Annotated in this window: 25 protein-coding genes; 18 read left to right on the plus strand and 7 right to left on the minus strand. The window is 68.4% G+C overall.

Annotation, left to right across the window (positions count from 1 at the left end):
* Positions 1–35: 35 nt before the first annotated feature.
* Positions 36–359 carry a hypothetical protein gene (locus E5K04_RS07955; RefSeq protein WP_136552758.1) on the minus strand — a complete coding sequence of 108 codons (324 nt, stop codon included), beginning with the start codon at positions 357–359 and terminating at the stop codon, positions 36–38.
* Positions 360–537: 178 nt separating this feature from the next.
* Here E5K04_RS07955 and E5K04_RS07960 point away from each other — a divergent pair, with 178 nt between their 5' ends.
* Genes E5K04_RS07960 through E5K04_RS07970 form a run of 3 tightly spaced genes read left to right on the plus strand, consistent with a single transcriptional unit; the run spans position 538 to position 3289 of the window.
* Entirely contained in the window at positions 538–777 is a 240-nt protein-coding gene (locus E5K04_RS07960; protein WP_136552761.1) for a FeoA family protein, read from the plus strand.
* Entirely contained in the window at positions 774–3047 is a 2274-nt protein-coding gene (gene feoB, locus E5K04_RS07965) for a Fe(2+) transporter permease subunit FeoB (RefSeq protein WP_136552764.1), read from the plus strand. Before E5K04_RS07960 ends, feoB begins: the two co-directional genes overlap by 4 nt.
* The gene (locus E5K04_RS07970; RefSeq protein WP_136552766.1) at positions 3020–3289 is read left to right on the plus strand and encodes a FeoC-like transcriptional regulator; all 270 of its coding nucleotides are present in this window, start codon (positions 3020–3022) and stop codon (positions 3287–3289) included. Before feoB ends, E5K04_RS07970 begins: the two co-directional genes overlap by 28 nt.
* 6 nt (positions 3290–3295) lie before the next feature.
* On the opposite strand, the gene E5K04_RS07975 is transcribed toward E5K04_RS07970, so the two are convergent.
* Together E5K04_RS07975 and E5K04_RS07980 are read right to left on the minus strand one after the other, a co-directional pair.
* Complete coding sequence (locus E5K04_RS07975; RefSeq protein ID WP_136552768.1) at positions 3296–3631, minus strand: hypothetical protein; 336 nt, start codon at positions 3629–3631, stop codon at positions 3296–3298.
* Positions 3632–3657: 26 nt separating this feature from the next.
* Positions 3658–4908 (minus strand): response regulator, encoded by a 1251-nt coding sequence (locus E5K04_RS07980; RefSeq protein WP_136552770.1) that lies wholly within the window; start codon positions 4906–4908, stop codon positions 3658–3660.
* Between the two features lie 168 nt (positions 4909–5076).
* Here E5K04_RS07980 and E5K04_RS07985 point away from each other — a divergent pair, with 168 nt between their 5' ends.
* The 8 genes from E5K04_RS07985 (at position 5077) to E5K04_RS08020 (ending at position 15005) form a co-directional block, all read left to right on the plus strand.
* Complete coding sequence (locus E5K04_RS07985) at positions 5077–6348, plus strand: hypothetical protein (protein ID WP_235844309.1); 1272 nt, start codon at positions 5077–5079, stop codon at positions 6346–6348.
* Positions 6338–7033, plus strand: coding sequence for a hypothetical protein (locus E5K04_RS07990; RefSeq protein WP_136552775.1), 696 nt, complete (start codon positions 6338–6340; stop codon positions 7031–7033). Before E5K04_RS07985 ends, E5K04_RS07990 begins: the two co-directional genes overlap by 11 nt.
* Positions 7033–9831, plus strand: a complete 2799-nt coding sequence (locus E5K04_RS07995; protein ID WP_136552777.1) for an AAA family ATPase — start codon at positions 7033–7035, stop codon at positions 9829–9831. Before E5K04_RS07990 ends, E5K04_RS07995 begins: the two co-directional genes overlap by 1 nt.
* A gap of 10 nt (positions 9832–9841) precedes the next feature.
* Positions 9842–11047, plus strand: a complete 1206-nt coding sequence (locus E5K04_RS08000) for a hypothetical protein (protein WP_136552779.1) — start codon at positions 9842–9844, stop codon at positions 11045–11047.
* A gap of 77 nt (positions 11048–11124) precedes the next feature.
* Positions 11125–11964: an MBL fold metallo-hydrolase gene (locus E5K04_RS08005; protein WP_136552781.1), complete on the plus strand. Its 840-nt coding sequence runs from the start codon at positions 11125–11127 to the stop codon at positions 11962–11964.
* Between the two features lie 239 nt (positions 11965–12203).
* Positions 12204–13640: a sodium:solute symporter family protein gene (locus E5K04_RS08010; RefSeq protein ID WP_136552783.1), complete on the plus strand. Its 1437-nt coding sequence runs from the start codon at positions 12204–12206 to the stop codon at positions 13638–13640.
* Between the two features lie 58 nt (positions 13641–13698).
* Positions 13699–14598, plus strand: coding sequence for a DMT family transporter (locus E5K04_RS08015; protein WP_136552785.1), 900 nt, complete (start codon positions 13699–13701; stop codon positions 14596–14598).
* 17 nt (positions 14599–14615) lie between these two features.
* On the plus strand, positions 14616–15005 hold the full coding sequence (locus tag E5K04_RS08020) for a carboxymuconolactone decarboxylase family protein (RefSeq protein WP_136552787.1): 390 nt from the start codon (positions 14616–14618) through the stop codon (positions 15003–15005).
* Between the two features lie 50 nt (positions 15006–15055).
* On the opposite strand, the gene hchA is transcribed toward E5K04_RS08020, so the two are convergent.
* On the minus strand, positions 15056–15943 hold the full coding sequence (gene hchA, locus E5K04_RS08025; protein ID WP_136552789.1) for a glyoxalase III HchA: 888 nt from the start codon (positions 15941–15943) through the stop codon (positions 15056–15058).
* Positions 15944–16107: 164 nt separating this feature from the next.
* Between hchA and tpx the strand changes: the two genes are divergently transcribed.
* The gene (tpx, locus tag E5K04_RS08030) at positions 16108–16602 is read left to right on the plus strand and encodes a thiol peroxidase (protein WP_136552792.1); all 495 of its coding nucleotides are present in this window, start codon (positions 16108–16110) and stop codon (positions 16600–16602) included.
* On the opposite strand, the gene E5K04_RS08035 is transcribed toward tpx, so the two are convergent.
* Positions 16575–18218: a methyl-accepting chemotaxis protein gene (locus tag E5K04_RS08035; protein WP_136552794.1), complete on the minus strand. Its 1644-nt coding sequence runs from the start codon at positions 18216–18218 to the stop codon at positions 16575–16577. The two genes, tpx and E5K04_RS08035, sit on opposite strands and share 28 nt — an antisense overlap.
* Positions 18219–18276: 58 nt before the next feature.
* A complete protein-coding gene (locus tag E5K04_RS08040) occupies positions 18277–18834 on the minus strand; it encodes a gamma carbonic anhydrase family protein (protein ID WP_136552796.1) in 558 nt (185 codons plus the stop codon).
* 70 nt (positions 18835–18904) lie between these two features.
* Here E5K04_RS08040 and E5K04_RS08045 point away from each other — a divergent pair, with 70 nt between their 5' ends.
* From E5K04_RS08045 to E5K04_RS08070, 6 genes are all read left to right on the plus strand, one after another.
* Positions 18905–20938, plus strand: coding sequence for a M3 family metallopeptidase (locus E5K04_RS08045; RefSeq protein WP_136552798.1), 2034 nt, complete (start codon positions 18905–18907; stop codon positions 20936–20938).
* 127 nt (positions 20939–21065) lie between these two features.
* The gene (locus E5K04_RS08050) at positions 21066–22547 is read left to right on the plus strand and encodes an amino acid permease (protein ID WP_136552800.1); all 1482 of its coding nucleotides are present in this window, start codon (positions 21066–21068) and stop codon (positions 22545–22547) included.
* Between the two features lie 141 nt (positions 22548–22688).
* A complete protein-coding gene (ctlX, locus tag E5K04_RS08055; protein WP_136552802.1) occupies positions 22689–23615 on the plus strand; it encodes a citrulline utilization hydrolase CtlX in 927 nt (308 codons plus the stop codon).
* A gap of 75 nt (positions 23616–23690) precedes the next feature.
* A complete protein-coding gene (locus E5K04_RS08060) occupies positions 23691–24851 on the plus strand; it encodes a porin (RefSeq protein WP_136552804.1) in 1161 nt (386 codons plus the stop codon).
* Between the two features lie 105 nt (positions 24852–24956).
* The gene (gene xth, locus E5K04_RS08065) at positions 24957–25751 is read left to right on the plus strand and encodes an exodeoxyribonuclease III (RefSeq protein ID WP_136552806.1); all 795 of its coding nucleotides are present in this window, start codon (positions 24957–24959) and stop codon (positions 25749–25751) included.
* Positions 25752–25824: 73 nt separating this feature from the next.
* Positions 25825–26655 (plus strand): helix-turn-helix transcriptional regulator, encoded by an 831-nt coding sequence (locus E5K04_RS08070; RefSeq protein WP_136552808.1) that lies wholly within the window; start codon positions 25825–25827, stop codon positions 26653–26655.
* A 59-nt stretch (positions 26656–26714) separates the two neighbouring features.
* On the opposite strand, the gene E5K04_RS08075 is transcribed toward E5K04_RS08070, so the two are convergent.
* On the minus strand, positions 26715–26958 hold a 244-nt coding region (locus E5K04_RS08075), incomplete at its 5' end, for an MFS transporter (protein WP_136552810.1).

Raw genomic sequence — 26958 nt, forward strand, 5'->3', positions numbered from 1 at the left:
ACGGACCTGCGGGGGCTTTTGCATGGTGGGGCCGCTTACCAGCCGCGGTAGTACTCGCGGCGGATCTCGCGGCGCGCCTCGCGCTTTTCCTTCTGTACGTCGAAGTAGGCCTTGGTCTTGGCCTGGCGCACTTCGCGGATGCCCTCGCGGATGGCCTGGCGCTTTTCCCACGGCGTGTCGGCGCGGTAGTAGTCACGGGCGGCCTCGCGCTTCTCGGCGATCACCTCGCGTGCCCCTTCGCGCTTGGCCTTGCCCACTTCGTGGATACCCTCACGGATTTCGTGGCGCACGCCACCCCAGCCAGCCAACACGCTACCGGCACAGGTGGCGAACAGCAGGGAGATCAGTAGTTTCTTCATGGAGGGCGCTCCGTATTTGTTTTCGATGCGCCAATATTGGTAGCAAATGATTTCTAAGTGAACGGAGTGTGAACAACTTCACAGCTAAGCCCTTCATCCCTCTGTGGAAAATAGTTGGCAGCTATCGAACCATAGGCGCATAATGCGAATCATTGTTATTTGCCCTTTGGGATAAATCATGCAGCAGACGCATCTGGGGAATCTGGCGCCGGGACAGAAGGCAGTAGTGCGCGCGTTGACGCAGGCCGCGGCGCCGTTCAGGCGCAAGTTGCTGGCGATGGGGTTGACGCCTGGTTGTGCGCTCGAGGTGGTGCGCGTCGCGCCGCTGGGCGACCCGCTGGAGCTGTCGCTGCGCGGTTTCTCCCTCTGCCTGCGCCGGGCCGAAGCGGCCGCCATCGAAGTCGAGGTGCGCGCATGAACAGCGTCTGCCTGATCGGCAACCCCAACTGCGGCAAGACCACGCTGTTTAACGCGCTGACCGGCTCGCGCCAGAAGGTCGGCAACTGGCCGGGCGTCACCGTCGAGCGCAAGAGCGGCCGCCTGAAGGGCGGCAGCGTCGAGGTGGTCGACCTGCCCGGCACCTACTCGATCGAGGCGGGCGAAGTCGGCGTGTCCGAGGACGAGCGCATCGCGCGCGACTACCTGCTTGCCGGTAACGACGCGCTGATCGTCAACGTGGTCGACGCGGCCAACCTGCAGCGCAACCTGTACCTGACCTACCAGCTGCTTGACCTGGGCCGGCCGATGCTGGTGGTGCTCAACATGATCGACGCGCTGGAAGAGGGCGGCCACACGGTCGACCTGGAAGCCTTGCAGGCGGCGCTTGGCTGCCCGGTGCTGGCGGTGTCCGCCAGCCGCGGCCGCGGCGTCGACGCGGTGGCCGAGGCAATCGAAGCGGGCGCCGCCGCGCCTCAATTACCCACTCCGCAGCCGACGCTCGCAGGCGCGCTGGAGCACTGGGTCGCTGCCCGTCAGGCGGCCGAGCCCGGCGTCAGCCGCGCCGGGCTGTGCGCAAGATTGCTCGCCGGTGAGGCGCCGGACGCGCCGCTGCCGGCGGGCGAAGACGCCGACATCATGCTCGCCAGCAGCCGTTACGACGCGATCGACGCGCTGTGCGCGCGGGCGCTCGAGCGCGCGCATGTAGCGAGCAAGACGCTGACCGCGAAGATCGACCGCTGGGCGCTCGGCCGGGTCAGCGGCGTGCCGCTGTTCCTCGGCGCGATGTACCTGATGTTCCTGTTGGCGATCAACCTGGGCGCGGTGTTCATCGACTTCTTCGATATCGCGACCGGCACCTTGCTGGTCGACGGCAGCGCCCACCTGCTCGAGGGCGCCGGCGCGCCGGCGTGGCTCGTCGCGCTGGTGTCGAACGGCATCGGCGGCGGCATCCAGACGGTGTCGACCTTCATCCCGGTGGTCGCCGCGATGTTCCTGTGTCTTTCGTTCATGGAAGATTCGGGCTACCTCGCGCGCGCGGCGGTGGTGGTCGACCGCGCGATGCGCGCGATCGGCCTGCCGGGCAAGGCCTTCGTGCCGATGCTGGTCGGCTTCGGCTGCAACGTGCCGGCGATCATGGGCACCCGCACGCTCGACTCGTCGCGCGACCGGCTCACCGCGATCATGATGATGCCGTTCATGTCGTGCGGCGCGCGCTTGCCGGTTTACGTGATGTTTGCCGCGGTGTTCTTCCCGCAGGACGGGCAGAACGTGGTGTTCGCGCTCTACCTGCTCGGCATCGCGGTCGCGGTGCTGACCGGCTTCGCGATGAAGCACAGCGTGCTTGCCGGCGAGGCCTCGCCCTTCGTGATGGAGTTGCCGCCTTACCGGCTGCCGACCCTGCGCGGCATGCTCACGCACAGCTGGCACCGCCTGCACGGCTTCATCGTGCGCGCCGGCAAGACCATCGTGCTGGTGGTGATGGTGCTCTCGCTGTTCAACTCGCTGGGTACCGACGGCAGCTTCGGCAACGAGGACAGCGAGGCGTCGGTGCTCTCCGCCACCGGCCGCGTGCTGACGCCGGCGTTCTCGCCGATGGGGGTGGGCGCCGACAACTGGCCGGCGACGGTCGGCCTGTTTACCGGCATCTTCGCCAAGGAGGCGGTGGTCGGCACGCTCGACTCGCTGTACGGCAGCCTCGCCCGTGCCCAGGCCGGCGACGAAGCCAAGGATGGCGGCTACGACCCGCTCCCGGGCATGACCGAAGCGGTGGCGAGCGTGCGCGACAACTTCCTGGGCCTCGCCTCGGCGGTGACCGACCCGCTCGGCCTGTCGGTCGGCGATCTCACCGACCGTGCGGCCGTCGCCGAGGAGCAGGGGGTCGACGCGACCACCTTCGGCCAGATGCAGATGCGCTTCGGCAGCGCTTCGGCCGCGCTCGCCTATATGGTGTTCATCCTGCTCTATACGCCGTGCGTGGCCGCGCTGGGTGCGGTGGTGCGCGAGGCGGGCGGGCGCTGGGCGCTGGCGGTCGGCGTGTGGTGCTTCGCGATCGCGTGGAGCGCGGCGACCATCACCTACCAGGCGTCGCGCCTCACCAGCGCACCGGCCGCGGCGGCAGGCTGGATAGGCGGGGTGCTTGCGCTGCTCGCGCTGGGCTTCTGGCTGCTGCGCCGCTTCGGCGAGCGCGGCGTCGCGGCGGGCATGCCGGTGGCCGAAGGCAGTTGCTGCTCGAAAGGCTGCTCGTGCTGACCCGGCTGCGCGAACTGATGCGCACGCGGCCGGCGTTGACGCTGGCCGAGGCGGCGGCGCTGATGGGGCTGCCCGCGTCGGCCGTCGAGCCGATGCTGGAAACTTGGGTGCGCAAGGGCAAGGTGGCGGTCAGCGGCGCGTCGTGCGGCGGCGGCTGCAGCGGCTGCGCCAGCGACGACTGCCGCGTCTACCGCTGGCAGGAGACGCCCGCGCGGGCGGTCATCCCCTTGCGCGTGGTGTAGCAAGGCTCAGTATTCGAAACTGAAACGGCCGCCGACCACCTGGCGGCCATCGACGACGACCCGCCAGCGGTAGTGGCCGGGCGCCGCGTATTCGGCGCCCTGGCCGAAGTCGCGCGGGAAGGTCAGGTAGCCGAACTCGCCGGCCTTCACGCGCAGGTCCTTGGCCAGCTTCAGGCCGTTCGGCCCGGTCACCTCGAAGCGGGCGGTGTAGTCGCCCAGTTCACCGTATTTGTCGCGTACCCCAAGCTCGATCACCGGCGTGCTCATCGACGACTGCCAGCTCGGCGCGGCCTGCGCGACAAGCGGCAGCGCGAGGGCTAGCACACAGCAGATGCGTTTCATGGAAGGCTCCTGACGCAGAAAAGCGCTCAGCCTGCGACCGCCGCGTCCGCCCCGTCAAGCGAGACGACCCGGTTGCGCCCCCCGGCTTTCGCGCGGTACAGCCGCTCGTCCGCCTGCGCAAGCTTGCCGCCGATGCCGTCCGCGCCGGCATCCGACACGCCGACGCTGACGGTGACCCTCAGCGGCCGTCCCCGCACGTTCAGCACCTGGGCTGCCAGCGCCATGCGGAAGGCGTCCAGCCGCGCATGGACCGCCCGGATGTCGGCTGACGCGAAGATCACGGCAAACTCCTCGCCGCCCAGCCGGGCGCAGGTCTCGCCCGGGAAGTGTTCGTACAACTGTTCGGCCAGCAGCGTCAGCGCGCGGTCGCCGCCGTCGTGGCCGTAGCGGTCGTTGACCGACTTGAAGTGGTCGACGTCGAGCATTGCGACGCAATAGGGCTGGCCGACCTGTTCGCTGGCGGCGAAGAAGGCGCGCCGGTTGGGCAGGCCGGTCAGCGGGTCGTGGTTCGCCGCGCGTACCAGCGCCTCCATGTTCTCGAGGAACTCGACGTTGTGGGTGATCCGGCAGTGGAACTCTTCGGCGTTGAACGGCTTTTTCAGGAAGTCATCGGCGCCGGCCTTGATGAAGCGCGCGGTCGTCGTGCTGTCGGACGCGCCGGAGATGCCGATGATCGCCAGCCGGTCGCGACCGTACGCGCGGCGGATGCGGTGGGTCAGCGCGATGCCGTCCATGCCCGGCATGTCCTGGTCGACCAGCACCAGGCGGATCGCGGGTTCGGCGGCGAGCGCGCGGATCGCCTCGTCGGCGTCGCCGGCGAGCAGCACGCGGAACTGGTAGCGCTCCAGCAACTGTTTGAGGTGCTGGCGCACGGTGCGCGAGTCGTCGATTACCAGCGCGAAGAGCGCGCGGTTGCGGTCGAGGCGGCGCAGCAGCATCGCGACGTATTCGAGCGCGCCGGGCATGTCCTTGGGCACGTAGTCGACCACCGGCTGCGCCATCACCCGCTCGCGGGTCGCCGCGTCGTTGCGCGCGGTCAGCACCAGCGTCGGGATACCGGCCGCGATCAGGTCGGCGAGCGCCTCGCCTTCCGGCGCATCGGGCAGGCAGTAGTCGAGCACGGCGGCCAGCGGGCGCAGACCGGCGGCCAGCCTCGCCTGCAGCGCGGCCCGACTCTCGGCGGTATGCGCGCGGTAGCCGCCTTGTTCGACCACGCGCGTCAGCGGGCGCAGCACGCTCGGGCTGTCTTCGATCAGCAGGATGTCGGCGGCGGGCATCTTGGTTGCCTTGGTGTGGACATGGCCACCAGTTTAACTTTTATGTCATTTAAGGCCTAGGACTAGGGGTTTTTCCCACATCGGCGCAAGCCGTTTTCCGCGCCGCGTTGACGCTGCCACCCGCCGCCTTGGAAAATGGCGGTTTTGCCCGCGACACGGATGCCCGCCTTGCTTGCGCTTTCTGAATTTTTCCGCGAAGACGTCGACCCTGCCGCGTTGCCGCTGGTGTCCCGGCTGTCCGGCGCGTGGCCGATGCTGTCGGTGTTCGTCACCCTGTTCCGCGGCGGCGACGAGGAGGTGCTGGTGCGCCTGCTGGTGCTGCGCGAACTGGGCGCGCGCGCCGACGCGCCGCGCTGGAGCCCGCAGGAGATCGCGCAGCGCTTCGCCTACCTGAACGACACCAAGCTCTCCACCGTACTCGCCCGCCTGAAGGACGGCGACCTGTTGCTGTGGGACGGCGACGCCGGCCTGTGGCAGCTGTCCGAGGGCGCGCGCGTCGCGCTGTCGGCCTTGTCGACCATGGTCGACTTTGCCGGCGACGACGTCGAGCTGGGCTACCTCACCAGCCAGGTCGCCGCCGGGCAGGCCGTCGGCCAGTTGTCGGACGACGCGCTTGCCCACCTGCTGGCCCGCCTGAACGAGCTGACCTGCGAATTCGAGGACGCGCTCGAGTCGCAGTCCGAATTTCGCATCCGCGCGGCACAGCACCGGCTGGAGGCCGTGTGGCGCTGGGTCGCCAAGAGTACCGAGGTGGTACGCGGCCTGACCGCCGACGAGACGCTGACGCTCGCGCAGCTGGCGCAGGCGCAGGCGGTCGCGCTCGCGCAAAGCCGCATGCTCGCGCTGGCCGGTACCTTCGAGCGGCGCCTCGCGCAACTGGCCGCGCAGCGTGTGCACCTGGGGATCTCCGGGCTCACCTCGACCGATATCGCCGACTGGCTGCGCCACCGCCAGCAGGGCCAGCTGGGCAAGCTTGCCGCCGGGGCACTCTCGTTCGCGCCGGAGCCGGCCTTCCTGTCGACGCCGGAGCTGGCCGACGTCGCCGAGTACGAGCTGATCGCGCGCGAACGCGCGCGCGCGGGCGACGCGGTGCTGCCAGGCAGTACCAGCGCGCCGGTGAGCGGCGTGCCCGAGATCGAGCGCCTGTTGGAAGCCGAGGCGATGTACGACACGCTGACGACGCTCGGCATGGCCGGCGAGACCGGCTTCCCGATCGACCGCGCGGTGCTCGCCGGCAGCTACGACGAGACCGCGTACCGGCTGTCGCTGTTGTCGCTATTGGGCGACCCCGACATGCGCGGCGACGACAGCATCGTCGCCCAGCTCGCCCGCCTGCCGCTTCGGCTGACCGGCGGCCTGGGCGTGACCGAGCCCGAACACCCCGAGGTGGCCTGCCTCTCCGACGCCACCCTTAGCCGGATCCCGCAAGATGGACACTGAACTCAAGACCCTGTGCGCGCGCCTGTTGGCCCAGCGCGTGCTGCCGCGCGCCGACCCCTTGGTGCGCCGCGCGCTGATGGACGAGGCGTTCCGCGCCGAACTGGACGAGCGTCTGGCCGGCACCGGCCTGCGCCTCGTCGAAAACCCTTACGCCGAGCATGTCGCGCTCGCGCTCGCGCCCGAGATGGGCGAGCCGGTGTTCGGTGCCGGCGAGACCTGGCAGAACAACACGCTCGGCCTGCCGCGCGACGGCGTCGCGTTGCTGGTCGTGCTGTGGGCGCTGATCATCCTGCCCAAGCGCGAGCGGCAGATCGCCCGCGTCGAGGCCGGCCGCGAGGGGCAGTCCGACATGTTCGGCGCGCTGAAGCCGCTCGCCACCGGCGAGGCGGTGTCGTGCGGCGTGTCCGAGGATGCGCTGTACGCCGACTTCGGCCGGAAACTGGGCGGGCGCACCCGCTTTTCGGCCAACCTGGGCCGTCTGGCCAACCTCGGTTTCGTCACCCGCCGCAACAAGTGGATCGAGGAGGGGCCGCTGCTCGACGTACTGATCGACTACAGCCAGCTCGCGCCGCGCATCATCGAGGGGGCGCTCTCCGACCTGCTCTCGCAGCGGCGCGGCCAGCCGGCCGAGGCGGCTGCGGCCGAGCCTGAACCCACGCCCGCCGGGCAAACGGAGGAAGCCTGATGTTCCAGATGAAATCGGTCGAGATGGTGCACTGGGACTACTGGCAGCGGCTGACGGTGCCGCTGGACGCGCAGATCGTCACCATCATCGGCCCGAACGGCTCGGGCAAGACTACCTTGCTCGACGCCCTGCGCACGCTGCTGGCGATCAAGTGTTCGGGCAAGCGCGACTACAAGCGCTACGTGCGCAACAACCGCGAACCGTTCGCCTACCTGCGCGGCGTGGTCGACAACCCGCGCCGGCTGGACGGCGGCCTCTACCCGACGCCGTTCTTCCCGCTGACCGCGCCGGAAGTCACGCTGGTGTGCCGCATCAAGAAGCAGGGCGGCGACTGGGTGCGCCACTACGCGGTGCTCGAGGGCGACGCCCCGCTCGAGGCGCTGGAAGCGTCCGCGCAGTGGCTGGGCGTGCACGAGTACCGGCGGCGCCTGGAGGCGGCCGGGCTGACCGCGGCGGTCGGCGAGGTGCTGGCGCTTGAGCAGGGCGACACCGACAAGCTGACCGAATACTCGCCGCGCCAGTTGCTCGACCTGGTGTTCCAGGTGTTCGGCGACAAGGACGTGCTGGTCAACTACCAGCGTGCGGGCGAGGAGCAGAAGGCGACCGAGTCCGAGTTGTCGGCTTTGTCCGCGCAGCTCGAGCAGCAGTCGGTGCGCGTCGAGGCGATGCGCCTGCGCGCCGACCGCCACCTCGAGTGGCGGCGCCTGCAGGATTCGATCCGCGTGCTGCAGGACGAGGCGTTGCCGGTGCTCGCCTGGCTGGACACCCGCGGCGAGCTTGCCGAGCGCTGGCAGGGTTACCGCGTGTCGCTGTCGGCGCTTGGCAAGGCGCGTGACGAACAGCGCGGCACGCTCGCGCTGATGGCGACACTGAATGAAGCCGAGCGCAGTGCGCAGGCGGCGCGCGACAGCGCCGAGGCGCGCCGCGGCGCCGTGCAGCAGGCGTTCATGGCCGCGCGCGACGCGGTGAAGGAAGTCGAGGGGCGGCTGAAGGAACGCGACCGCCTGCAGGCGCTGGCCGACAGCGCGTACGGCGACGACGCCGCCGCGCTGGCCGGCAAGCTCTCCACTCTGCGCGCCGACGCCGCAGCGCTGCGCGACGCGCTGCGCGACAGGCAAGAGAGGCGGCGCACGCTTGGCGAGCGCTTGTCGGCGCTGGAGGCCGGCCGTGCGCGCGCGCCGGAAGACGTGCGCACGATGCGCGCCGCGCTTGACGAGGCGGGCATCCGCCACGCGATGCTGTCGGACCTCGTCGAGGTGACCGACCCGGCGTGGCAAGGCGCGGTCGAGGCGCTACTGCGCCCCTCGCGCCACGTGGTGCTGCTGGGCGACGCGGCCGACCGCCGCGCGGCGTGGGCGATCGGCGAGAAGCTGCGCTACCGCCACTTCATCGTGCCCGACTGCGAGGACGCGCCGCGCGCGCGCGCGGGCAGTCTCGCCGAGGTGGTGCGCTTCGCGGGGCCGGTGCCGGCGTGGCTCAGCCAGCAGCTGAACCGGGTGGCCCGCGTCGAGGACGCGCGCGAGGGCGCCGGCGTCGACGGCGACTGGATCACCCGCGACGGCTACTACCGCGAGCGGCGCGGCGCGCGCCATATCGGCGTGCCGGCGCACGACTACGCGTTCGGCGAGGCGGCGCGCCAGGCGAGCCAGACAGCGCTGTCGCAGCAGCTCACCGTGCTCAACCGCGAAATCCTGGACGCCGAGGCGCGCCACGCCGAACTGCAGCGCGAGGCGGCGTCGCTCGCCGAGTATCTGGGCGGGATGGACGCGATCCGCATGCTCGACGCACGCGCCGAGGAATTCGCCGCGCTCGACGCGCAACTGGCGGGCCTGCGTGAAGAAGCCGCGCGTCAGGGTGCGCTGCTCGCCGAAGCCGGCGCCGACAAGGACGCCGCCGAGGCACGCTTCGCCGACGCGCGCCTCGCGCACGACCGCGTCTGCCAGCGCGAGCACGAGAGCCTTACGCGCATCGACCAGCGTGGCGCCGAAGTGGCGCTCGCGCGCCGGCAGATCCGCCGCCTGACCGCCGATGCGCGGCAGTGGCAGGGCAAGCTGCCGGAAGGGGCATGCACGCCGGAGCGGGTGGCCGAGCTCGAGGAGCGTTTCGAGTCGGCCGCCGAGGCGCGCCACGAGATCGCCTACCTGGAAGAGCGGCTCGCCGCCGGCGACTGGGAGACCGACCCGACCGTGCTCGAACTCAGGAACAAGCTCGCCGACGACATGGCGCAGCTGGAGGGCGAGCGCAGCCGGCGCGAGGGGGAACTGGTGCGGGCGTCGACCCTGACCGACGACGCGCGCGGCGCGTACATCAACAAGTTGAAGGCGACCGTGCGCGCGTACGGGCGCAACGTCAAACGGTTGGGGGAGCTGGCCGGCATCGGCGTCGAGGTCGAGTTGCCGCAGCTGTCGAACGACGACACCGTGCTCGCGCAGGCCGGGCTGGTGTTGCGCTTCGACTTCGACCACAAGGGCATGACCGGCATGAACGACGGCGAGGGCTCCGGCGGCCAGCAGGTGATGAAGTCGCTGATCCTCTTGATCGGCCTGATGATGGACGAGGCGAACCCGTCGGGCTTCGTGTTCATCGACGAGCCGTTCGCCCACCTCGACATCTTCAACATCGACCGCGTCGCGGGCTTTTTGAAGGCGACCGAGGCGCAGTACCTGATCACCACGCCGAACACCCACAACATCAACATCTTCGCGCCGTCCGACCTGACGCTGGCGACGCGCAAGAAACGGCCGGGCGAAACCTGGGCGCCGCCCATCCTGCAGGCCCGCCGCAGGCTGGACGCGTAAGGGGGTGGACATGACAGGCTGGCTTGCCCGCATCGACAAGCGGCGCGTCGCGCAGAGCCCACTGGGCGTGCGCGGGCGCAACCTCGCGCTCGACCCCTTGCTCGCGCCGCAGCCCCTGGCGCTGTCGGACGCCGAGCGGGTGCGCCTCGCGTGCTGGCTGCAGGCGCGCGGCAGCCGGGTACGCTGGCCCTCGCTTGCCGAGGGCGCCGCGGACGAAGCCTTGCTCGCGCGCCTGTTGGAGGCGGGCTGGTGCCGGGTCGAGCTGCAGCTGTCGGCGGAGGGCAACCACGCCGGCCGGTTCGAGCCGTGCTGGGTCGAGTGGCTGGACAGCTACGGCCTGCGCGCGCAATGCGGCATCGCGGCGGACAGCCCGGCGGACGAGGAGGTGGTCGAGCTGTGGCGCGGCTGGCAGCCGCGTGCGGCGGCGCTGGCGCCGCTGGCGGCGACCCTGTTGCAGGGCCTGCCGTCGACCACGCTTGAGCGGCGGCTTGCCATCGCACGTGCGCTAGACGACTGGCTGGCGGACGGGCGCTGGGGCAGCGAGCGCGACTTCTCGCGCCACGCGCTCGGGCGCAGCCGCGCCTTCGGCGACGCCGACCGCGCGTGGCTGGCCGAGGCCGGCGTCGACCTGGCCGCGTGCGGGGTCGGCCCGCACGGCCCGCACCTGTTTGTCGCCGGGCCCCTCTCCCTGTGGGACGGCGCCGAATGCCTGTCGTCGCGGCGGCTGCTCGCGCCCGGCGCGGCGCTCGCGCCGGAACTGCTCGCGGCCGTCACCCGTGCCGACGGGCGTGTCGACGCGATCCGCGTCGTCCAGCAGCTTGCGGTCTTCGGACGGCTGGGTGCAGAGGACGGCGCGGTGCTGACGCTGTGCGTGCCGGCGGCACCGCCGCCGGCCTGGCGACGCGCGCTCGCCGCGCTGTTCGGCGCCTTGCGGGTGCCGGTACAGGTCGGCTGCGACCTGTCGCCTACCGGCATGGCGCTCGCGCTCGACATCGGCGCGCTCGCCGGCGCGGCAGGGTGCCCGTGGCAGCCGTGGCAGATGGCCGTGCCGACCGTCGTGCTGCAGCAGGCCGGGCAGCCGCTGGACGAAGCCTCCCGCGCCGCGCTCGCGCGCCTCGCCGCGCGGCCGCTGCCGGCGGCGCTGGCGACGCTCGCCGCGCAGCTGGACGAGGCCGGCTGCTGGCTCGGCCAGGACATCCTGTTCGAGGCGGGGTGACCGCCTGCATTGCTGTTTGCATATCCGGTGGCGGTGCCGATAATGGGGTCTTTGCCCTGACTGCGAAGGAACCCTGGATGAAGCTGACCGCCCTGACCGGCAACTCGCAACGCCTGGACGGCGGCGCGATGTTCGGCAACGCCCCGCGCGCGCTGTGGTCGCGCTACCTGACGCCGGACGACGCGCACCGGGTGCCGCTCGCCTGCCGCTGCCTGCTGGCCGAGACCGGCGACGGCCGCCGCATCCTGCTCGAGACCGGCACCGGCGCGTTCTTCTCGCCCGAACTACGCGAACGCTTCGGTGTGGTCGAGCCGGCGCATGTGCTGCTGGATGCGCTCGCCGCGCACGGTCTCACCGACGCCGACATCGACGTGGTGGTGATCTCGCACCTGCATTTCGACCACGCCGGTGGCCTGCTCGCCGCGTGGGACGGTGGCCCGGCCCGCCTGCTGTTCCCGAACGCCAAGGTGGTGGTCTCGCGCGAGGCGTGGGCGCGGGCGAACGCGCCGCACCCGCGCGACCGCGCGTCGTTCATCCCCGAACTGAACGCGCTGCTGGCGTCGAGTGGCCGCCTAGTGCTGACCGACGGCGAGACGCCGGACTGCCTGCCGGACAACTGGCGCTTCCATGTCTCGCACGGCCACACGCCGGGCATGCTGCTGGCCGAACTGCCGTCCGCTGCGGGCCCGCTGGTGTTCGCCTCCGACCTGATCCCCGGCGTGCCCTGGGTGCACGTGCCGATCACCATGGGTTACGACCGCTACCCCGAACAGCTGATCGACGAGAAGCAGGCCTTGCTCGACGACCTGCGCGCGCGCGAGGGTTCGCTCTTCTTCACGCACGACCCCGCCGTGGCCACCGGGCGCCTATGCCGCGACAGCAAGGGGCGTTACGGCGTCGAGCCGGCTACGCTGTAGGCGTAGATACGGGCAGTGTTGTATTTGTTTAACATATTTGACGGGCGTTAAATATTTGAACAATTAATCCTTTTGCATGCGCAAGCCTTGTCAGACAAGGCGCAGGCGGCGGCCCGTCGAACCGTGCAGGCGGCTGAGCCGGCGCCGGGCCGATTTTTTTTTGCCTTGCCGCTTTGGCCAGCCCCCCGTATGGCGGATAATCGGCCGCCTTACAAAAAAACGGGTGGAGACCCCGCGCCATGCTGATCGGCTTCGTCGTACTCTATCTTCTGCTGACCGTGGGTGTGGGCGTGTACGCGTCCACCCGGGTCAAGGATTCCAAGGACTTTGCCACCGCCGGTTCGAGCATGCCGCTGCCGGTGGTGACCGCGATGGTGTTCGCCACCTGGTTCGGCTCCGAGGCCATCCTCGGCATCCCGTCGACCTTCCTCGCGGAGGGCTTCGGCGGCATCGTCGAGGACCCGTTCGGCTCGTTCGCCTGCCTGATGCTGGTCGGCGTGTTCTTCGCGCGCCGGCTGTACCGGATGAACCTGCTGACCATCGGCGACTTCTTCCGCAAGCGTTACGGCCCGCTGGTCGAGGCGCTGACCAGCATCGTCATCATCCTGTCTTACCTTGGCTGGATCGCCGCGCAGATGACCGCGCTGGGCGTGGTATTCAACGTGCTCTCCGACGGCGCGATCAGCACCACCCAGGGCACGCTGATCGGTGCCGGCATCGTGCTGGTGTATACGCTGATGGGCGGCATGCTGTCGGTCGCCTTCACCGACTTCCTGCAGATGTCGATCATCGTGATCGGCCTCTTGTACCTGGTGTGGCTGATCGGCGGCATGGCCGGCGGCCCGGTCGCGGTGGTTTCGCATGCGGCAAGCGCGGGCAAGCTGACCTTCCTGCACGACACCGAACCCAGGACCGTCGTCGCCTTCATCGGCGCCGCGATCACCATGATGCTGGGTTCGATCCCACAGCAGGACATCTACCAGCGCGTGATGTCGGCCAAGAGCGAGCAGGTCGCGCAGCGCGGCACCATCCTGGGCGCGATGTTCTACCTGTGCTTTTGCATGCTGCCGATCTTCCTCACCTACGCCGCCTCGATGATCGAACCGGAGATGGTGGCGCGGGTGGGCGCGGTCGACCCGCAGATGATCCTGCCGACGCTGATCCTCGACAAGACGCCGCTGTTCGCGCAGGCGCTGTTCTTCGGCGCGCTGCTCTCGGCGATCATGTCGACCGCGTCGGGCACGCTGATGGCGCCTTCGGTCACCTTCACCGAGAACGTGCTCAAGCACCTGATGCCGCGCATGACCGACCGCCAGTTCATGCGCGCGATGCGCGCCTCCATCGTGGTCGCCGCGATCGCGACCACGGCGTTCGCGCTGCTGTCGGACGCCAGCATCTACGAGATGGTCGGCAACGCGTACAAGGTGACGCTGGTCGCCGCGTCGGTACCGCTGATCGCCGGCGTGTTCTGGCGCCGCGCGACCACCCAGGGCGCGCTGTGCGCGATCGCGCTGGGGGTGGTCTCGTGGGTGTCGCTCGAACTCACCTACACCGACGACGCGTTCTGGCCGCCGCAACTGGTCGGCTTCCTGATGAGCCTCATGGGCATGATCGTCGGCTCGCTCGCGCCGCAACGCATCGCCAACCGCACCGCCGACCACGCCGCCGCGCACTGAGCCTTGCTGTGGTTTCCCCCGACTTGCTTCCATTTAAATGGCATGGCAAGGTCGGGGGATGACGACGCCTCGCCCCGCCCAGACTTCCGCCTACCTGCTGCTGATCCTGACCACGCTGTTCTGGTCGGGCAATTTCGTGCTCGCCCGCGCGACGCACGCGAGCATCCCGCCGCTGACCCTGTCCTTCGCCCGCTGGGCGATCGCGCTGATGGTGCTGCTGCCCTTCGGCGCCGCCCCCGCTTGGCGCGAGCGCGCGCGGTGGCTGCCGCACTGGCGGCGCCTGGTATTGCTTGGCGTGCTCGGCATCGCCGGCTTCAACTCGCTGGTCTACCTTGGCGTGCAGTCGACCACCGCGACCAACGCGGTGCTGATGAATTCCTTCATCCCCATCCTGATCGTGCTCATCGGCGCGCTGTTCTTCGGCATGCAGGCCGGCGCGCGGCAGCTGGCGGCGATCGCGCTGTCGTTCGTCGGGGTGCTGATGATCGTCGCGCACGGCGACCCGCTGCGGCTGATGCGGCTGGATATCAACCACGGCGACCTGATCGTGTTCGGCGCGATGGTCGCGTGGGCGCTGTATACCTTGCTGTTGCGCGGCCTGCCGGCCACGCTGAACCGGCTGGGCTTGCTGACCGTGCTGGTCGCGATCGGCCTGTGCGCGATCACGCCGTTTTTCCTCGCCGAGTTCGCGTCCGGCGCGCGCGCGCCGCTCAATGCGACCACCCTCGTCACCTTCGCCTACGTCGGCACCCTGCCGTCGGTCGCCGCCTACTACTTTTACAACCTCGGGGTCGCCCGCGTCGGCGCCGCGCGCGCCGGCAGCTTCATCCACCTGATGCCGATGTTCGGCGCGCTGCTGTCGGTGGTGTTCCTGGGCGAGGCCTTCCGCGCCTACCACGCCGTGGGCTTCGCGCTGATCCTAGGCGGCGTGTGGCTGGCCGCGCGGGCGAACCGTTGAACCATAGGGAGAACCATATGAGCGAACAGGACAAGCAGGCGGGCCTTGAGATGCGCGCGCGGGTGATGGGAGAGGCGTTCGTCGCGCGCGCGATGGGCGGCGCCGACGCGTTCTCGCAGCCCCTGCAGGACTGGGTGAACGAGCACGCGTGGGGCAGCACCTGGCAGCGCGGCGGCATCGACCTGAAGACCCGCAGCCTGACGACCTGCGCGATGCTGGCGGTGCTCGGGCGCAGCACCGAACTGAAGGGCCACCTGCGCGGCGCGCTGAACAACGGTGCCAGCCTTACCGAAATCCGCGAGGTGCTGCTGCACGCCGGCGTCTACGGCGGTGCGCCGGCGGCGGTCGAGGCGTTCCGCGTCGCCCGCGAACTGATGGCCGAGCTGGGGCTGGAATTCGAAGGCTAGCCCGGGTTGGCCGGCGGCGCCGGCACAAGCCGGGCTAGCGTCGGACAGGCTTAACCGGTCCGGCCCGCTTCAGCGAGCAGGGCGGCGGCGGCCAGCTTGCCCAGCTGGTTGGCGGCCAGCGGACTGTCGCCGGTGATGAGCCTGCGGTCCTGGTGGCACTGGCCGCTGATGCCGGTGTTCAGGATCTGCAGCCCCTGCGCCGCCAGGCTCTTGCCCAGCGGCCAGCGCAGCTTGCCCGGCATGTAGCCGATCTCGATGTTGGCGCCCTCGTCCAGCGCGTCGGGGAACACGCAAATCTGGTAACCCTTGAACGGGGAGTCCGCCGGGCTTTCCTTGAGCGTCGCCGCGAGCAGGCAGGCCGGGCCGTGGCAGAGCGTGATGATGAACTTGTCGTTGGCCAGCGCCCAATCGAGCACCCGTTTCACTTCCAGGCTCTGGTGCAGGCCGACCAGCGCGCCGTGGCCGCCGGGCACGAAGACGCCAATATACGGCGAGTCGGCGGCGGTGAGCGTGTCCATCAGGTCGGCGAGCCTGGCCGGCTGTTTGAAGCGGTCGAGGTATTTGCGGTACACGCCCTGCACGGTCGCATCCTCGCCCGGCATCGCCCACAGTTCCAGCTTGACCGGGTTGCCCGACAGCGTCGCCACCTCGATCTCGAAGCCGGCGCTGTCGATGTGGTACATCGGCAGCAGGGTCTCGACCGGGTGGTTGCCGGTCGAGAACATCGTCCCGTTCTCCATCAGCAGATAGCGCTCGTCGGTGGCGATCAGCAGCACCTTCCATTTGCCGCCGGTGTAGGGCGTCGGGTAGGTGGTGCCGTCAAAGTCGGTCTTGGGCGAGGTGTACTGGCTGAGCGAGTAGGGCGAGGGGAAGAACGCATTGTTCTCGGCGACATCCGGAGTCGGCGTCCTGCCAAGTTCGTTTGCGGAGGAAGTCATCGGGTTCTCCTGGGCTTGCGTGGGGGGATGCATCGACCCCTGCAGCATAGCCGCGGCGTCCCCGTTTGCATGGCGCGGGCTTGCCTTGCCCATGGCGCGCGCGGGGTTGAATCCACAGTGCATAACGCGCACGATGGACGCTCCTTTGTGATGGAGTGCATGCGATGCCCACGATTACCCTGCGCGGCAACCCGGTCGAAGTGGCCGGCCAGCTGCCATCTGCCGGCGACCTCGCGCCGGCGTTGACCCTGACCGCCGCCGATCTTTCCGAGGTCACGCTCGCAAGCTTCGCCGGCAAGAAGATCCTCAACATCTTCCCGAGTGTCGATACGCCGACCTGCGCGCTGTCGGTGCGCAAGTTCAACCAGCAGGCGGCCGGCCGCGCCGGCGTGACCGTGCTGTGCATCTCGGCCGACTTGCCGTTCGCGCAGAAGCGTTTCTGCGGTGCCGAGGGCATCGAGGGCGTCGTCAACCTGTCGACCTTCCGCCACCCCGAGTTCCGCCAGGCTTGGGGCGTCGAGTTCGCCAGCGGTCCCTTGCAGGGCCTGTGCGCACGCGCGGTGGTGGTGCTCGGCGAAGACGACCGGGTGCTCTACAGCCAGCTGGTCGGCGAAGTAGGCGACGAGCCCGACTACGCGGCGGCGCTGGCGGCGCTGTAAACGGGGCGGCTGGCCGCGTCCGCCTGCCCGGGCGGCGCGTCCAGCCTGAACCAGCCAAGCTCGGCGAGCAGCGCGCCGGACGCGCGGTCCAGCCCTTCGAGCAGGGGGGCGATGCTGGCGAGGCGGCCGGCGATGTCACCGGCCTGCAAGGCGAGGTGCTCGCTGCGCTCGACGATCTGCCGGCCGCTCGCCTCCTGCTCTTCGGCCGCCTCGCCGATGTCGGCGACCTTGGCGGTGGCTTCGGAGAGCGCGGCGTCGACCGCGGCCAGCGTGTCGGCCTGCGCCTGCTGCGCGTGCCGGCTGTCGGCACCGGTCGCGGCGGCGGCGCCGAGCGTGCTGGCGAGCGCGGCCGTGACCGTCTCGATCTCCCCCAACGCGCCCGCGATGCCAGAGGTGGCGTCCCGGGTGCGTTCGGCCAGTTTCCTCACCTCGTCGGCGACCACCGCGAAGCCGCGGCCGGCTTCACCGGCGCGCGCCGCCTCGATCGCCGCGTTCAGCGCCAGCAGGTTGGTCTGGTCGGCGATGTCGCGGATCAGCGTGCTGACGCTGCGGATCTCGCCGCTTGCGCGGCCCAGCTCTTCCATATTGGCGCTGGCGCTGTCGACGCGGCCGAGCAGCTCGCCCATCCGACGCGCGCCGTCCTCGCAGGCGGCCCGCGCGCCCGCGCTGCGGCGCGCGACGTCGGCGGTGCCGGCCTCGATCACCTGCAGGTGGCGCGCGATGCCGGTGGCCGCGGCGTCGACCCGGCTGGCTGCCTCGCGCGACCCTTCGGCGGCTTCGGCCTGCGCCTCGCTGATGGCGATCGCCTGGCGGGCCAGCGCGCCGACGCGCGTGCTCTCTTCGGCGCCCTGTTCGGCCTGGCGGCGTACCCGCTCGAGCAGGGCGGCGAGCTTGTCGAGGAAGCGGTTGACGCCCTGCGCGGCGTGGCTGAGTTCGTCGCGGCCGGCCACCGGCAAGCGGGTCGACAGCCAGCCGTCGGCGAGCGCGTCGGCCGCGCGGTCGATCGCGGCGAGCCGACTCTTCAGCCAGCGCGCCAGCAGCCCCTGCGCGAGGAGGATGGCGCAGCCGGCGAGCGCGAGCGGGCCGAGCACCAGATACTGCATGCGCTCGAGCAGCGCGGCGACGCGCTCGCCTTCGCTGCGCTGTTGCTGCTGGCGGTGGGCGGTTTCGGCGTCGAGCGCGGCGACCAGCGGCACGAGGAAACTGTCGTACGCGGCCTGCGGGATGGAAAGCGCGTCTTCCGGCGAGTCGGCGGCAATGCGGATCGCAGAGGCAAGCTGGGCCTGGTAGGCCTGCCAGTTCTTGTGGACGGCTTGCGTGAACGCGGGGCGGCTCTCAGCCGGCAGCGAGGCCTCGACCAGCGGCAGCGTCTGCCTGAACGCCCGGTCGGCGTGTTCGAGGCGGCGTGCGGTGTCGTCGAGCAGGGGGTCGGCGCGCGCGAGCGACAGCGCCTCGCCCTTGAGCGCGTAAAGCGCGGTGACGGCGTCCTGGTGCTGGCGCTGCGACTTCAGGTCGTCGACCGACGCGCCAAGCAGCGATGCGCTGACGGCGACGACCGCGAGCAGGCATAGCAGGGTGAACACGACGGACGCCCACAGGCGCTGGCTGATGGTCATGGAGCGGCTACCGGACAAAAAATGGACGGCAGCAGCTTAACCGGCGATTGTTGCCCTTTTATGTCATGTCATTTTCGGCCAGGCTGGCGCGGTGCTTGCCCATCAGCCGCACGTAGTGCTCGGCCGAGTACGCGAAGTAGGCGATCTCCTCGGCGCTTAACGGCCTTACCTTCTTCACCGGGTTGCCAAGATACAGGTGGCCCGACTCCAGCCGCTTGCCCGGCGGCACCAAGGACCCCGCGCCGACCAGCACGTGTTTCTCGATATGCGCGCGGTCGAGCACGATGGTGCCGATGCCGATCAGGCATTCGTCCTCGATGGTGCAGCCGTGCAGCGTCACATGGTGGCCGATGGTCACCCGGCGGCCGATGCAAAGCGGCGCGCCTTCTGGGTCGTCCGCCTTCTTGTGGCTGACGTGCAGCATCGCGAAGTCCTGCACATTGCTCGCCTCGCCGATCTCGATGCGGTTGACGTCGCCGCGCACCACCGCGCACGGCCACACCGACGCGCGCGCGGCAAGCGCCACCTCGCCGATCACCACTGCCGCGGGGTCGACCCACGCGGTCGGGTCGACGGCCGGGGAGACGCCGTCGAAGGCGCGGATATTGTGATTCATGGTCTTGTCCTCATCTGTCGCTTATCCGCGCCTATGATACAGGCGAGCCCCGACCAAGGATGACAAAACAATGCCAAACAACCCGCTGCTCGACTTTTCCGGCCTGCCGCGTTTCAACGAGATCCGTGCCGAGCATGTCGCTCCCGCCATCGACCAGTTGCTGGACGAGGCGCGCGCCGCCGTCGGGCGGGTCACTGCCAACCCTGAGGCGCCGAGCTGGGACAACGTCGAAGGCCCGCTGACCGACGCGACCGAGCGCCTCGGCATCGCATGGAACGCCGTCTACCACCTCAACAGCGTGCTCAATATGGAAGGCATGCGCGACGCGTTCAACGCGGCCTTGCCCAAGGTCACGCTGTTCGGCACCGAGCTTGGGCAGAACCTCGAACTGTTCGCCAAGTATCAGGCACTCTCCGCGCTGCCGGAGTTTGCCGCCTGGCCGCAGGCGCGGCGCACCGTCGTCGAGCATGGCCTGCGCGACTTCCGCCTGTCCGGCGCCGAGTTGCCGGAAGAACAGAAGGCGCGCTACGTCGAGGTGTCGACCAGGCTGTCCGAGCTGTCGGCCAAGTTCAGCGAGAACGTGCAGGACGCGACCGACGCCTGGGCCAGGTTCATCGACGACGAGGCCGAACTTGCCGGCGTGCCGGACGACGCGCGCGCGATGTTTGCGGCGATGGCGGCGGCCGACGGCAAGGAGGGCTTCAAGCTGACGCTGCAGTTCCCGTGCTACTTCCCGGTGATGCAGTACGCCGACAACCGCGCGCTGCGCGCCGAGGTGTACGAGGCGTACGCCAAGCGCGCGTCCGAGTTCGGCCCGGCGGCGCAGGACAACACGCCGATCATGCGCGAGAAGCTCGGGCTGGCCCGCGAGGAGGCGACCCTGCTCGGCTTCGCCTCGTATGCCGAGCTGTCGCTCTCGACCAAGATGGCCGAATCGCCCGAGCAGGTGATCGCCTTCCTGCGCGACCTTGCCCGCCGCGCCAAGCCTTACGCGGTCGCCGACCGCCAGGCGCTGGAAGCGTTCGCGCGCGAGACGCTGGGGCTGGAAACGCTCGAGGCGTGGGACATCGCCTACGCCAGCGAGAAGCTGCGCCAGGCGCGCTACGCGTTCTCCGACGAGGAACTGCGCCAGTACTTCCCGGAAGGGCGCGTGCTCGAGGGGCTGTTCGGCGTGGTGCGCACGCTGTACGGCGTCGATATCCAGAAGGCCGACGCGCCGGTGTGGCACGAAGACGTGCGCTACTTCGAGATCGTGAAGGATGGCGAACTCATCGGCGGCTTCTACCTCGACCTCTACGCGCGCGAGGGCAAGCGCCCCGGCGCGTGGATGGCCGACGTGTTCGGCCGCCGCCTCAAGGGCGCTACGGTGCAAAAGCCGGTCGCCTTCCTGACCTGCAACTTCACGCGCCCGGTCGGCGACAAGCCCGCGCTGTTCACCCACGACGAGGTGATCACGCTGTTCCACGAGTTCGGCCACGGCCTGCACCACCTGCTGACCCGCGTCGACGAACTGGGCGTGTCGGGGATTTCCGGCGTCGAGTGGGACGCGGTCGAGCTGCCCAGCCAGTTCATGGAAAACTTCTGCTGGGAGTGGGACGTGCTGCAGGGGATGACCGCGCATGTGGGCAGCGGCGAGCCGCTGCCCAAGGCGCTGTACGACAAGATGATCGCCGCCAAGAACTTCCAGAACGGCATGATGACGGTGCGCCAGCTCGAGTTCTCGCTGTTCGACATGCTGATGTACCACCAGATGGACCCGGCCGGCGACTGGATGGCGCTGCTGGAGGCGGTGCGCGACGAGGTGGCGGTCAACCGTCCGCCGGCGTACAACCGCTTCCCGAACACCTTCAGCCATATCTTCGGCGGCGGCTACGCGGCCGGCTACTACAGCTACAAGTGGGCCGAGGTGCTGTCCGCCGACGCGTACGCGGCGTTCGAGGAGGCCGGCGGCGCCAACCCGGAAACCGGCGCGCGCTTCTGGAACGAGATCCTCGCCGTCGGTGGTTCGCGCCCGGCGCTCGAGTCGTTCCGCGCCTTCCGTGGCCGTGATCCCGAGATCGACGCGCTGCTGCGCCACGGCGGCATGGTCGAAACCGTGCATTGAGCCAGGCGCTTGCCGCCAGGGCCGCCCGTCGCGACGGGCGGCCTTTTTTGCGTGCGCGGTTTATGCAGGCGAAGCACGAATCCCGGCTCTATCTTGTAATGGTCATGAATCGCCATAGGGTAGGGCCATGGATAACAAGAACTCGGGAGAGACGCTGCACCGCAGCCTCGAGGCGCGTCACCTGACCATGATCGCGATCGGCGGCGCGATCGGCACCGGGCTGTTCGTCGCCTCCGGCGCATCGGTCGCGCAGGCGGGGCCGGGCGGCGCGACGCTGGCCTACCTGGTCATCGGGATGATGGTGTTCTTCCTGATGACGGGGCTGGGCGAGATGGCCGCGTACATGCCCGAGTCCGGCTCGTTCACCCTCTATAGCGAACGCTTCGTCGACCCGGCGTTCGGCTTCGCGCAGGGCTGGAACTACTGGTTCAACTGGGCGGTGACCATCGCGGTGGAGCTGACTGCCGCCCAGATCGTGATGGCGTTCTGGTTCCCCGACGTGCCTGGCATCTGGTGGAGCGCGCTGTTTCTCTGCCTGTTCGTGCTGCTCAACGTGATCTCGGTGCGCGGCTTCGGCGAGGGCGAGTACTGGTTCGCGATGATCAAGGTGATCGCGGTGGTGGTGTTCCTGATCGTCGGCACCGGCATGGTGTTCGGCGCGTGGGGCGACAACCCGCGCCCGGGCTTCGGCAACCTGACGGTGGGCGATGCACCGTTCGTCGGCGGCCTGGGCGCGATCATCGGCGTCGCCATGATCGCCGGCTTCTCCTTCCAGGGGACCGAACTGGTCGGCGTGACCGCCGGCGAGGCGAAGAACCCCGAGAAGACCATCCCGCACGCGATCAAGCAGATCTTCTGGCGGATCCTGATCTTCTACGTGCTGTCGATCTTCCTGATCGGCGTGTTGCTGCCCTACAACGACCCGCGGCTGTTGCAGTCGAGCGTGAAGGACATCGCGGTGTCGCCGTTCACGCTGGTGCTGGAAGAAACCGGCGTGAAGGCGGCCGCGTCGCTGATGAACGCGGTGATCCTGACCGCCATCCTGTCGGCCGGAAACTCGGGGATGTACGCGTCGACCCGTACCCTCTATTCGATGGCGCAGATGGGGCAGGCGCCCAAAATCTTCACCAAGGTAAGCAAGGGCGGGGTGCCGGTGGCGGCGCTGCTGTTGACCACTGCGGTCGGTGCGCTGTGTTTCGTCTCCTCGCTGTTCGGCGACCAGGCCGTCTACCTGTGGCTGGTCAACCTGTCCGGCCTGTGTGGCTTTATCGCGTGGCTGGGCATCGCCATCGCGCATTACCGCTTCCGCAGGGGCTTTGTCGCGCAGGGCCACTCGCTGTCCGAGCTGCCATACCACGCGAGCTTCTTTCCGTTCGGCCCGCTGTTCGCGTTCGCGCTCTGCCTCGTGGTGATGCTCGGCCAGAACTACGAGGCGTTCTTCGCCCGGGAAATCCCGTGGGCGAGCGTCATCGCGACCTATATCGGCATCCCGGTATTCCTGGCGATCTGGCTGGGTTACCGCTGGCGCCACAAGACCCGTTTCGTCCGGTTGGACGAGATGCAGTTTCCGTCCAGAGACGTGCAGGAAGGCGACAGTCGCACGCGCTGAAGCGGAATTTGGTTGCGAAAACGCAACCCTTCGTTTGCAGGAAGCCAACACGGCAACTAGAACGAAGCAATCAAGGTAGCGGACGCACCACACGGATGACGACCGCTTTGCCGTTCACGCACATACCCGAGGAGTTTTCAGATGGCCCGACAGATTACCAATTCGATCGCGATGGTCCGCCCGATTGCCTTCTACTTCAACGAAGAGACGGCGGCCAACGACTTCTTCCAGAAGAACCTCGGCGAGAAGCGCGACGTGGTGCAGGCGAAGGCGCTGATCGAGTTCGACGGTTTCGTCGACAAGCTGCGCGAGAAGGGGATTACCGTCAACGTGATCCAGGACGATGACTCGGTATTCTATACGCCCGATAGCATTTTCCCGAACAACTGGTTTGTCTCGCTGGAGGACAACAAGCTGGTGCTGTGCCCGATGTTCGCCAAGGACCGCCGTACCGAACGCACCAAGTTCCTCGGCAGCCTAGTCGCAGCGATCGGCAAGGACACGCTCGAGATTCACGATTACACCAAGTACGAGGCCGAGGGTCGCTACCTCGAAGGCACCGGTGCGATGATCCTCGACCGCGTCAACAAGAAGGCGTACTGCTGCTTGTCCGAGCGCGCCGACGAGGGCCTGTTCCGCCAGTTCTGCGCGGACTTCGGCTTTAAGCCGGTGCCCTTCCACGGCTTCCAGACCTACCGCGAGCAGCGCGTGCCGATCTACCACACCAACGTGATGATGGCGCTGGGCGAGAAATTCGCCGTGGTCTGCCTGTCGGCGATCGACGACGAGAAAGAGCGTCAGGCGGTGGTCGACGAGCTCACCGAAAGCGGCAAGGAAATCCTTGACGTCTCCGAGGACGAGATCGACAACTTCGCCGGCAACGAGATCGAACTGGAAGGCGCCGACGGCAAACGCTACACGGTGATGACGCATTCGACCTTCAACGTGCTGACCGACGCGCAAAAGGCGGTGATCGAGAAGTCGAGCGAGATCCTGATCGGCGACGTGCACACCATCGAGACCTACGGTGGCGGCTCGGTGCGCTGCATGATTTCCGAGCTGTACTGACCTGTATCGCTCCCGCCGCCCTGGTCAGGTGGCGGGGGATATTCTTGCAAACCAGACGACCACCAGGAGAAGGCGATGAACAGGAAATGGCTGGCCTTGGCGATCGCGGTGCTGCCTGCCGCGGCGATGGCAGAAGTCGAGATCTACGGCAAGATGACCGGCGAGATCGCGCGCAACAAGACGGCAACGGCGACTTATCCGGACTACCAGATCGGAGAGGGGAAACTGGCCCCGTTCGGCGCGACGACGCGGATCGACAGCGCGTCCGGCGTCAACTCGCATATCGGCTTTCGCGGCAGCGAGGCGCTGGGCAACGGCCTGAAGGCGATCTGGCAGGTCGAGCAGGGTATCGACTTTACCGATGGCGGTAGCGGCAACACCTTCGCGACCCGCGACAGCTTCGTCGGCCTCGCATCCGACGACTGGGGTTCGGTCAAGCTCGGCCGCATCAGCACCTTCCAGAATTCGAACATGGAGTACGTCGACCCGTGGACGTACAACGTCGACACCCATGTCAACGGCAGCGGCATCTTCACCCGCACCGACGGCCGGGTCGACAGCGCGATCCGTTACGACAGCCCGACGCTGCTGGGTGGCCTCAATTTCGCGCTCCTGTACGGGTTCAACGAGCCGGGTGATGGCCAGCCCAAGCAGAACACCTTCAACTTCGGCGTGTCGTATAACTGGGGTCCGTTCACCGCGGCGTACAGCTACCTGAACTACCAGAACAACAACACGTTCACCAATGCGGCGGGAGATTCCGTTGGTGGAGGCGGTGATTCTCCGGCGCTGGGGCAACGCTTCGAGGCGATGTATAGCGAAGGGCCGCTGTATCTGGCCGCCGGTTATCAGGAGACGCATGGTTACGGCAGTAACCTGTGGCCGGGCGCCAACCCCTCTTTTGACAATCTGACGGTGGTCGGGCAGACACCGAACGGCTTGCTTGGCAAGAACTTCAAGACCAAGGAAGCCGAACTGACCGCGTCGTACAGCCTCGGCAACTTCACGCCGCGCATCACCTACGCGTACGGTTGGGACGTCAAGGCCAACGATACCAAGCTGGCCAATACCGGCTACTCGCAGTGGGTCGTCGGTACCGACTACCAGATCTCAAAGCGCACCATGAGCTACGTGTCGTACGGCCGCGTCAAGTACGACCAGAACGTGCCGCTCTTGAGTGGCAGCGGTGACGACAACGAGTACACCTTCGGTGTCGGCCTGTCGCATTCGTTCTGAGCGTTTTTGCAGCCAGGCAAGGCCGCCCGCGGGCGGCCTTTTCCATGCCGGCGCGGACGCTTCGATGGTACGATGCCGGCCGTCCGCTCCAACAAGGAAATCCCGATGCAACTGGCGACGTGGAACGTCAACTCGCTCAAAGTGCGGCTGCCGCAGGTGCTGGCCTGGCTCGCCGAAAACCCGGTCGACGTGCTGTGCCTGCAGGAACTCAAGCTCGAGCAGGACAAGTTCCCGCTCGCCGAAGTCGAGGCTGCCGGCTACCGAGCGGCCTGGCTCGGGCAGAAGACGTATAACGGCGTCGCCATCCTCGTGAAGGCGGAGCGTTCGCTGGACGACGTGGTGACCGGCATCCCCGGCTACGACGACGTGCAAAGCCGGGTGATCGCGGCGACGGTCGACGGCGTGCGCGTGGTGTGCGCGTACTTCGTCAACGGCGAGGCGGTGGATTCGCCCAAGTACACCTACAAGCTCGAGTGGCTTGCCGCGCTGGAAGGCTACGTCGAGCGCGAACTTGAGCGCCACGCCGCGTTCGCGCTATTGGGCGACTACAACATCGCGCCCGAGGACATCGACGTGTACGACGCCGACGCGTGGCAGGGCAAGGTGCTGTGCTCAGCGCCCGAGCGCGCGGCGTTCGGCCGCCTGCTGGCGCTGGGGCTCGCCGACGCGTTCCGCCTGTTCAACCGGGAAGAGAAGCAGTACAGCTGGTGGGACTACCGCGCGATGATGTTCCGCCGTAACCTCGGCCTGCGCATCGACCATATCCTGGTCAGCGACGCCCTGCGCGAGCACGCGGTGGCGTGCGTGATCGACAAGCTGCCGCGCAAGTGGGAGCGCCCGTCGGACCATACGCCGGTGGTGCTGACCTTGTCGGCGGCCGCGTTTGCGCAAGATCAATAGTTTTTGCTACTTAACTTGGCGGGGACGTTGGGCTGGAGGATGATACGCGGCGACTGAATCCTCCGGGGACGCCGTGGACTACGCCTTCGACAACCGCCTCGATTTCACGCTGTTCGACAAGCTGCAGGAGCAGCAGCACAGCGACCCGCACTTCCACCCTTACTCGCAGCTGGTGTTTCCGCGCACCGAGGGCGTGACCGTCGCCATCGGCAGCGCGCCGCCGTTCGAGTTGCCCGCCGACGGCGTGCTGCTGCTCTCGCCCTTCGTGCGCCATCAGGTCGATGTCAACCGGCCGGATGCGCGCTGGGACTCGCTGTCGGTCAACCACCAGCGGCTCGGGCCGGAATTCTTCGACTCGCACTATCTGGCGCCGATCCGCGAACTGATGCGCGAGGGGCAGGCCGGCCTGCTGTTTACCGGCGGTACCGCGATGCACGCGCGGCGCGAGTTCTTCATCATCCGCAACCGCTACCGGATGGAGTACCTGATCGCGATCCTGCAGATCCTGCACGTACTCTCGTGCGCGAAGGAGTGGACGCCGCTGGCGGCCGAGCAGGAGCACCCGGTCGACAAGCGCGACATCCAGCTGTGTCTGACCATCAGCGAACATATCCGCAACAAGCTCTCCGAGCCGCACGACATCGCCAGCGCGGCCTCGCTCGTCTACATGTCGGAGTCGAGCTTCTCGCGCTTTTTCAAGCGCTTCTTCGGCAAGCCCTACCACGCCTACCTGATCGACAAGAAGCTCGAGGCGGCGTGCCACCTGTTGTACACCACGCGGCTGCCGATCCAGGAGATCGCCGACCGGCTGGCCTTCCATTCGGCGTCGCACTTCGCGATGACCTTCAAGCGGCACAAGGGCATGACGCCCGGCGAGTTCCGCAACCAGCAGCTCGATAACTGAGTCGTTGCAAACATGCAAAAGCCGACCCGCGGGTCGGCTTCTCATGGCAGTGCCTTGAATCAGGCGTTGGCAGCGGCGGTCTGTTCCGCCTTGGCCAGCTTCAGCGGCTTGGTCATGAAGCCCAGCACGATGGCTACGGCCAGCAGGCCTGCCGAGATCGTGAACGCCAGGCTGTAAGTGCCGGTGGTGTCCACCGCCCAGCCAGCCAGCAGCGGGCCGACGAAGCCGGACACGCCCCAGGCGGTGTACAGCACGCCGTAGTTGGCGCCGTAGTTCTTCAGGCCGTAGAAGTCGGCGGTGGTC

The sequence above is a fragment of the Crenobacter intestini genome (genome assembly GCF_004919095.1).
Classification (GTDB): domain Bacteria; phylum Pseudomonadota; class Gammaproteobacteria; order Burkholderiales; family Chromobacteriaceae; genus Craterilacuibacter; species Craterilacuibacter intestini.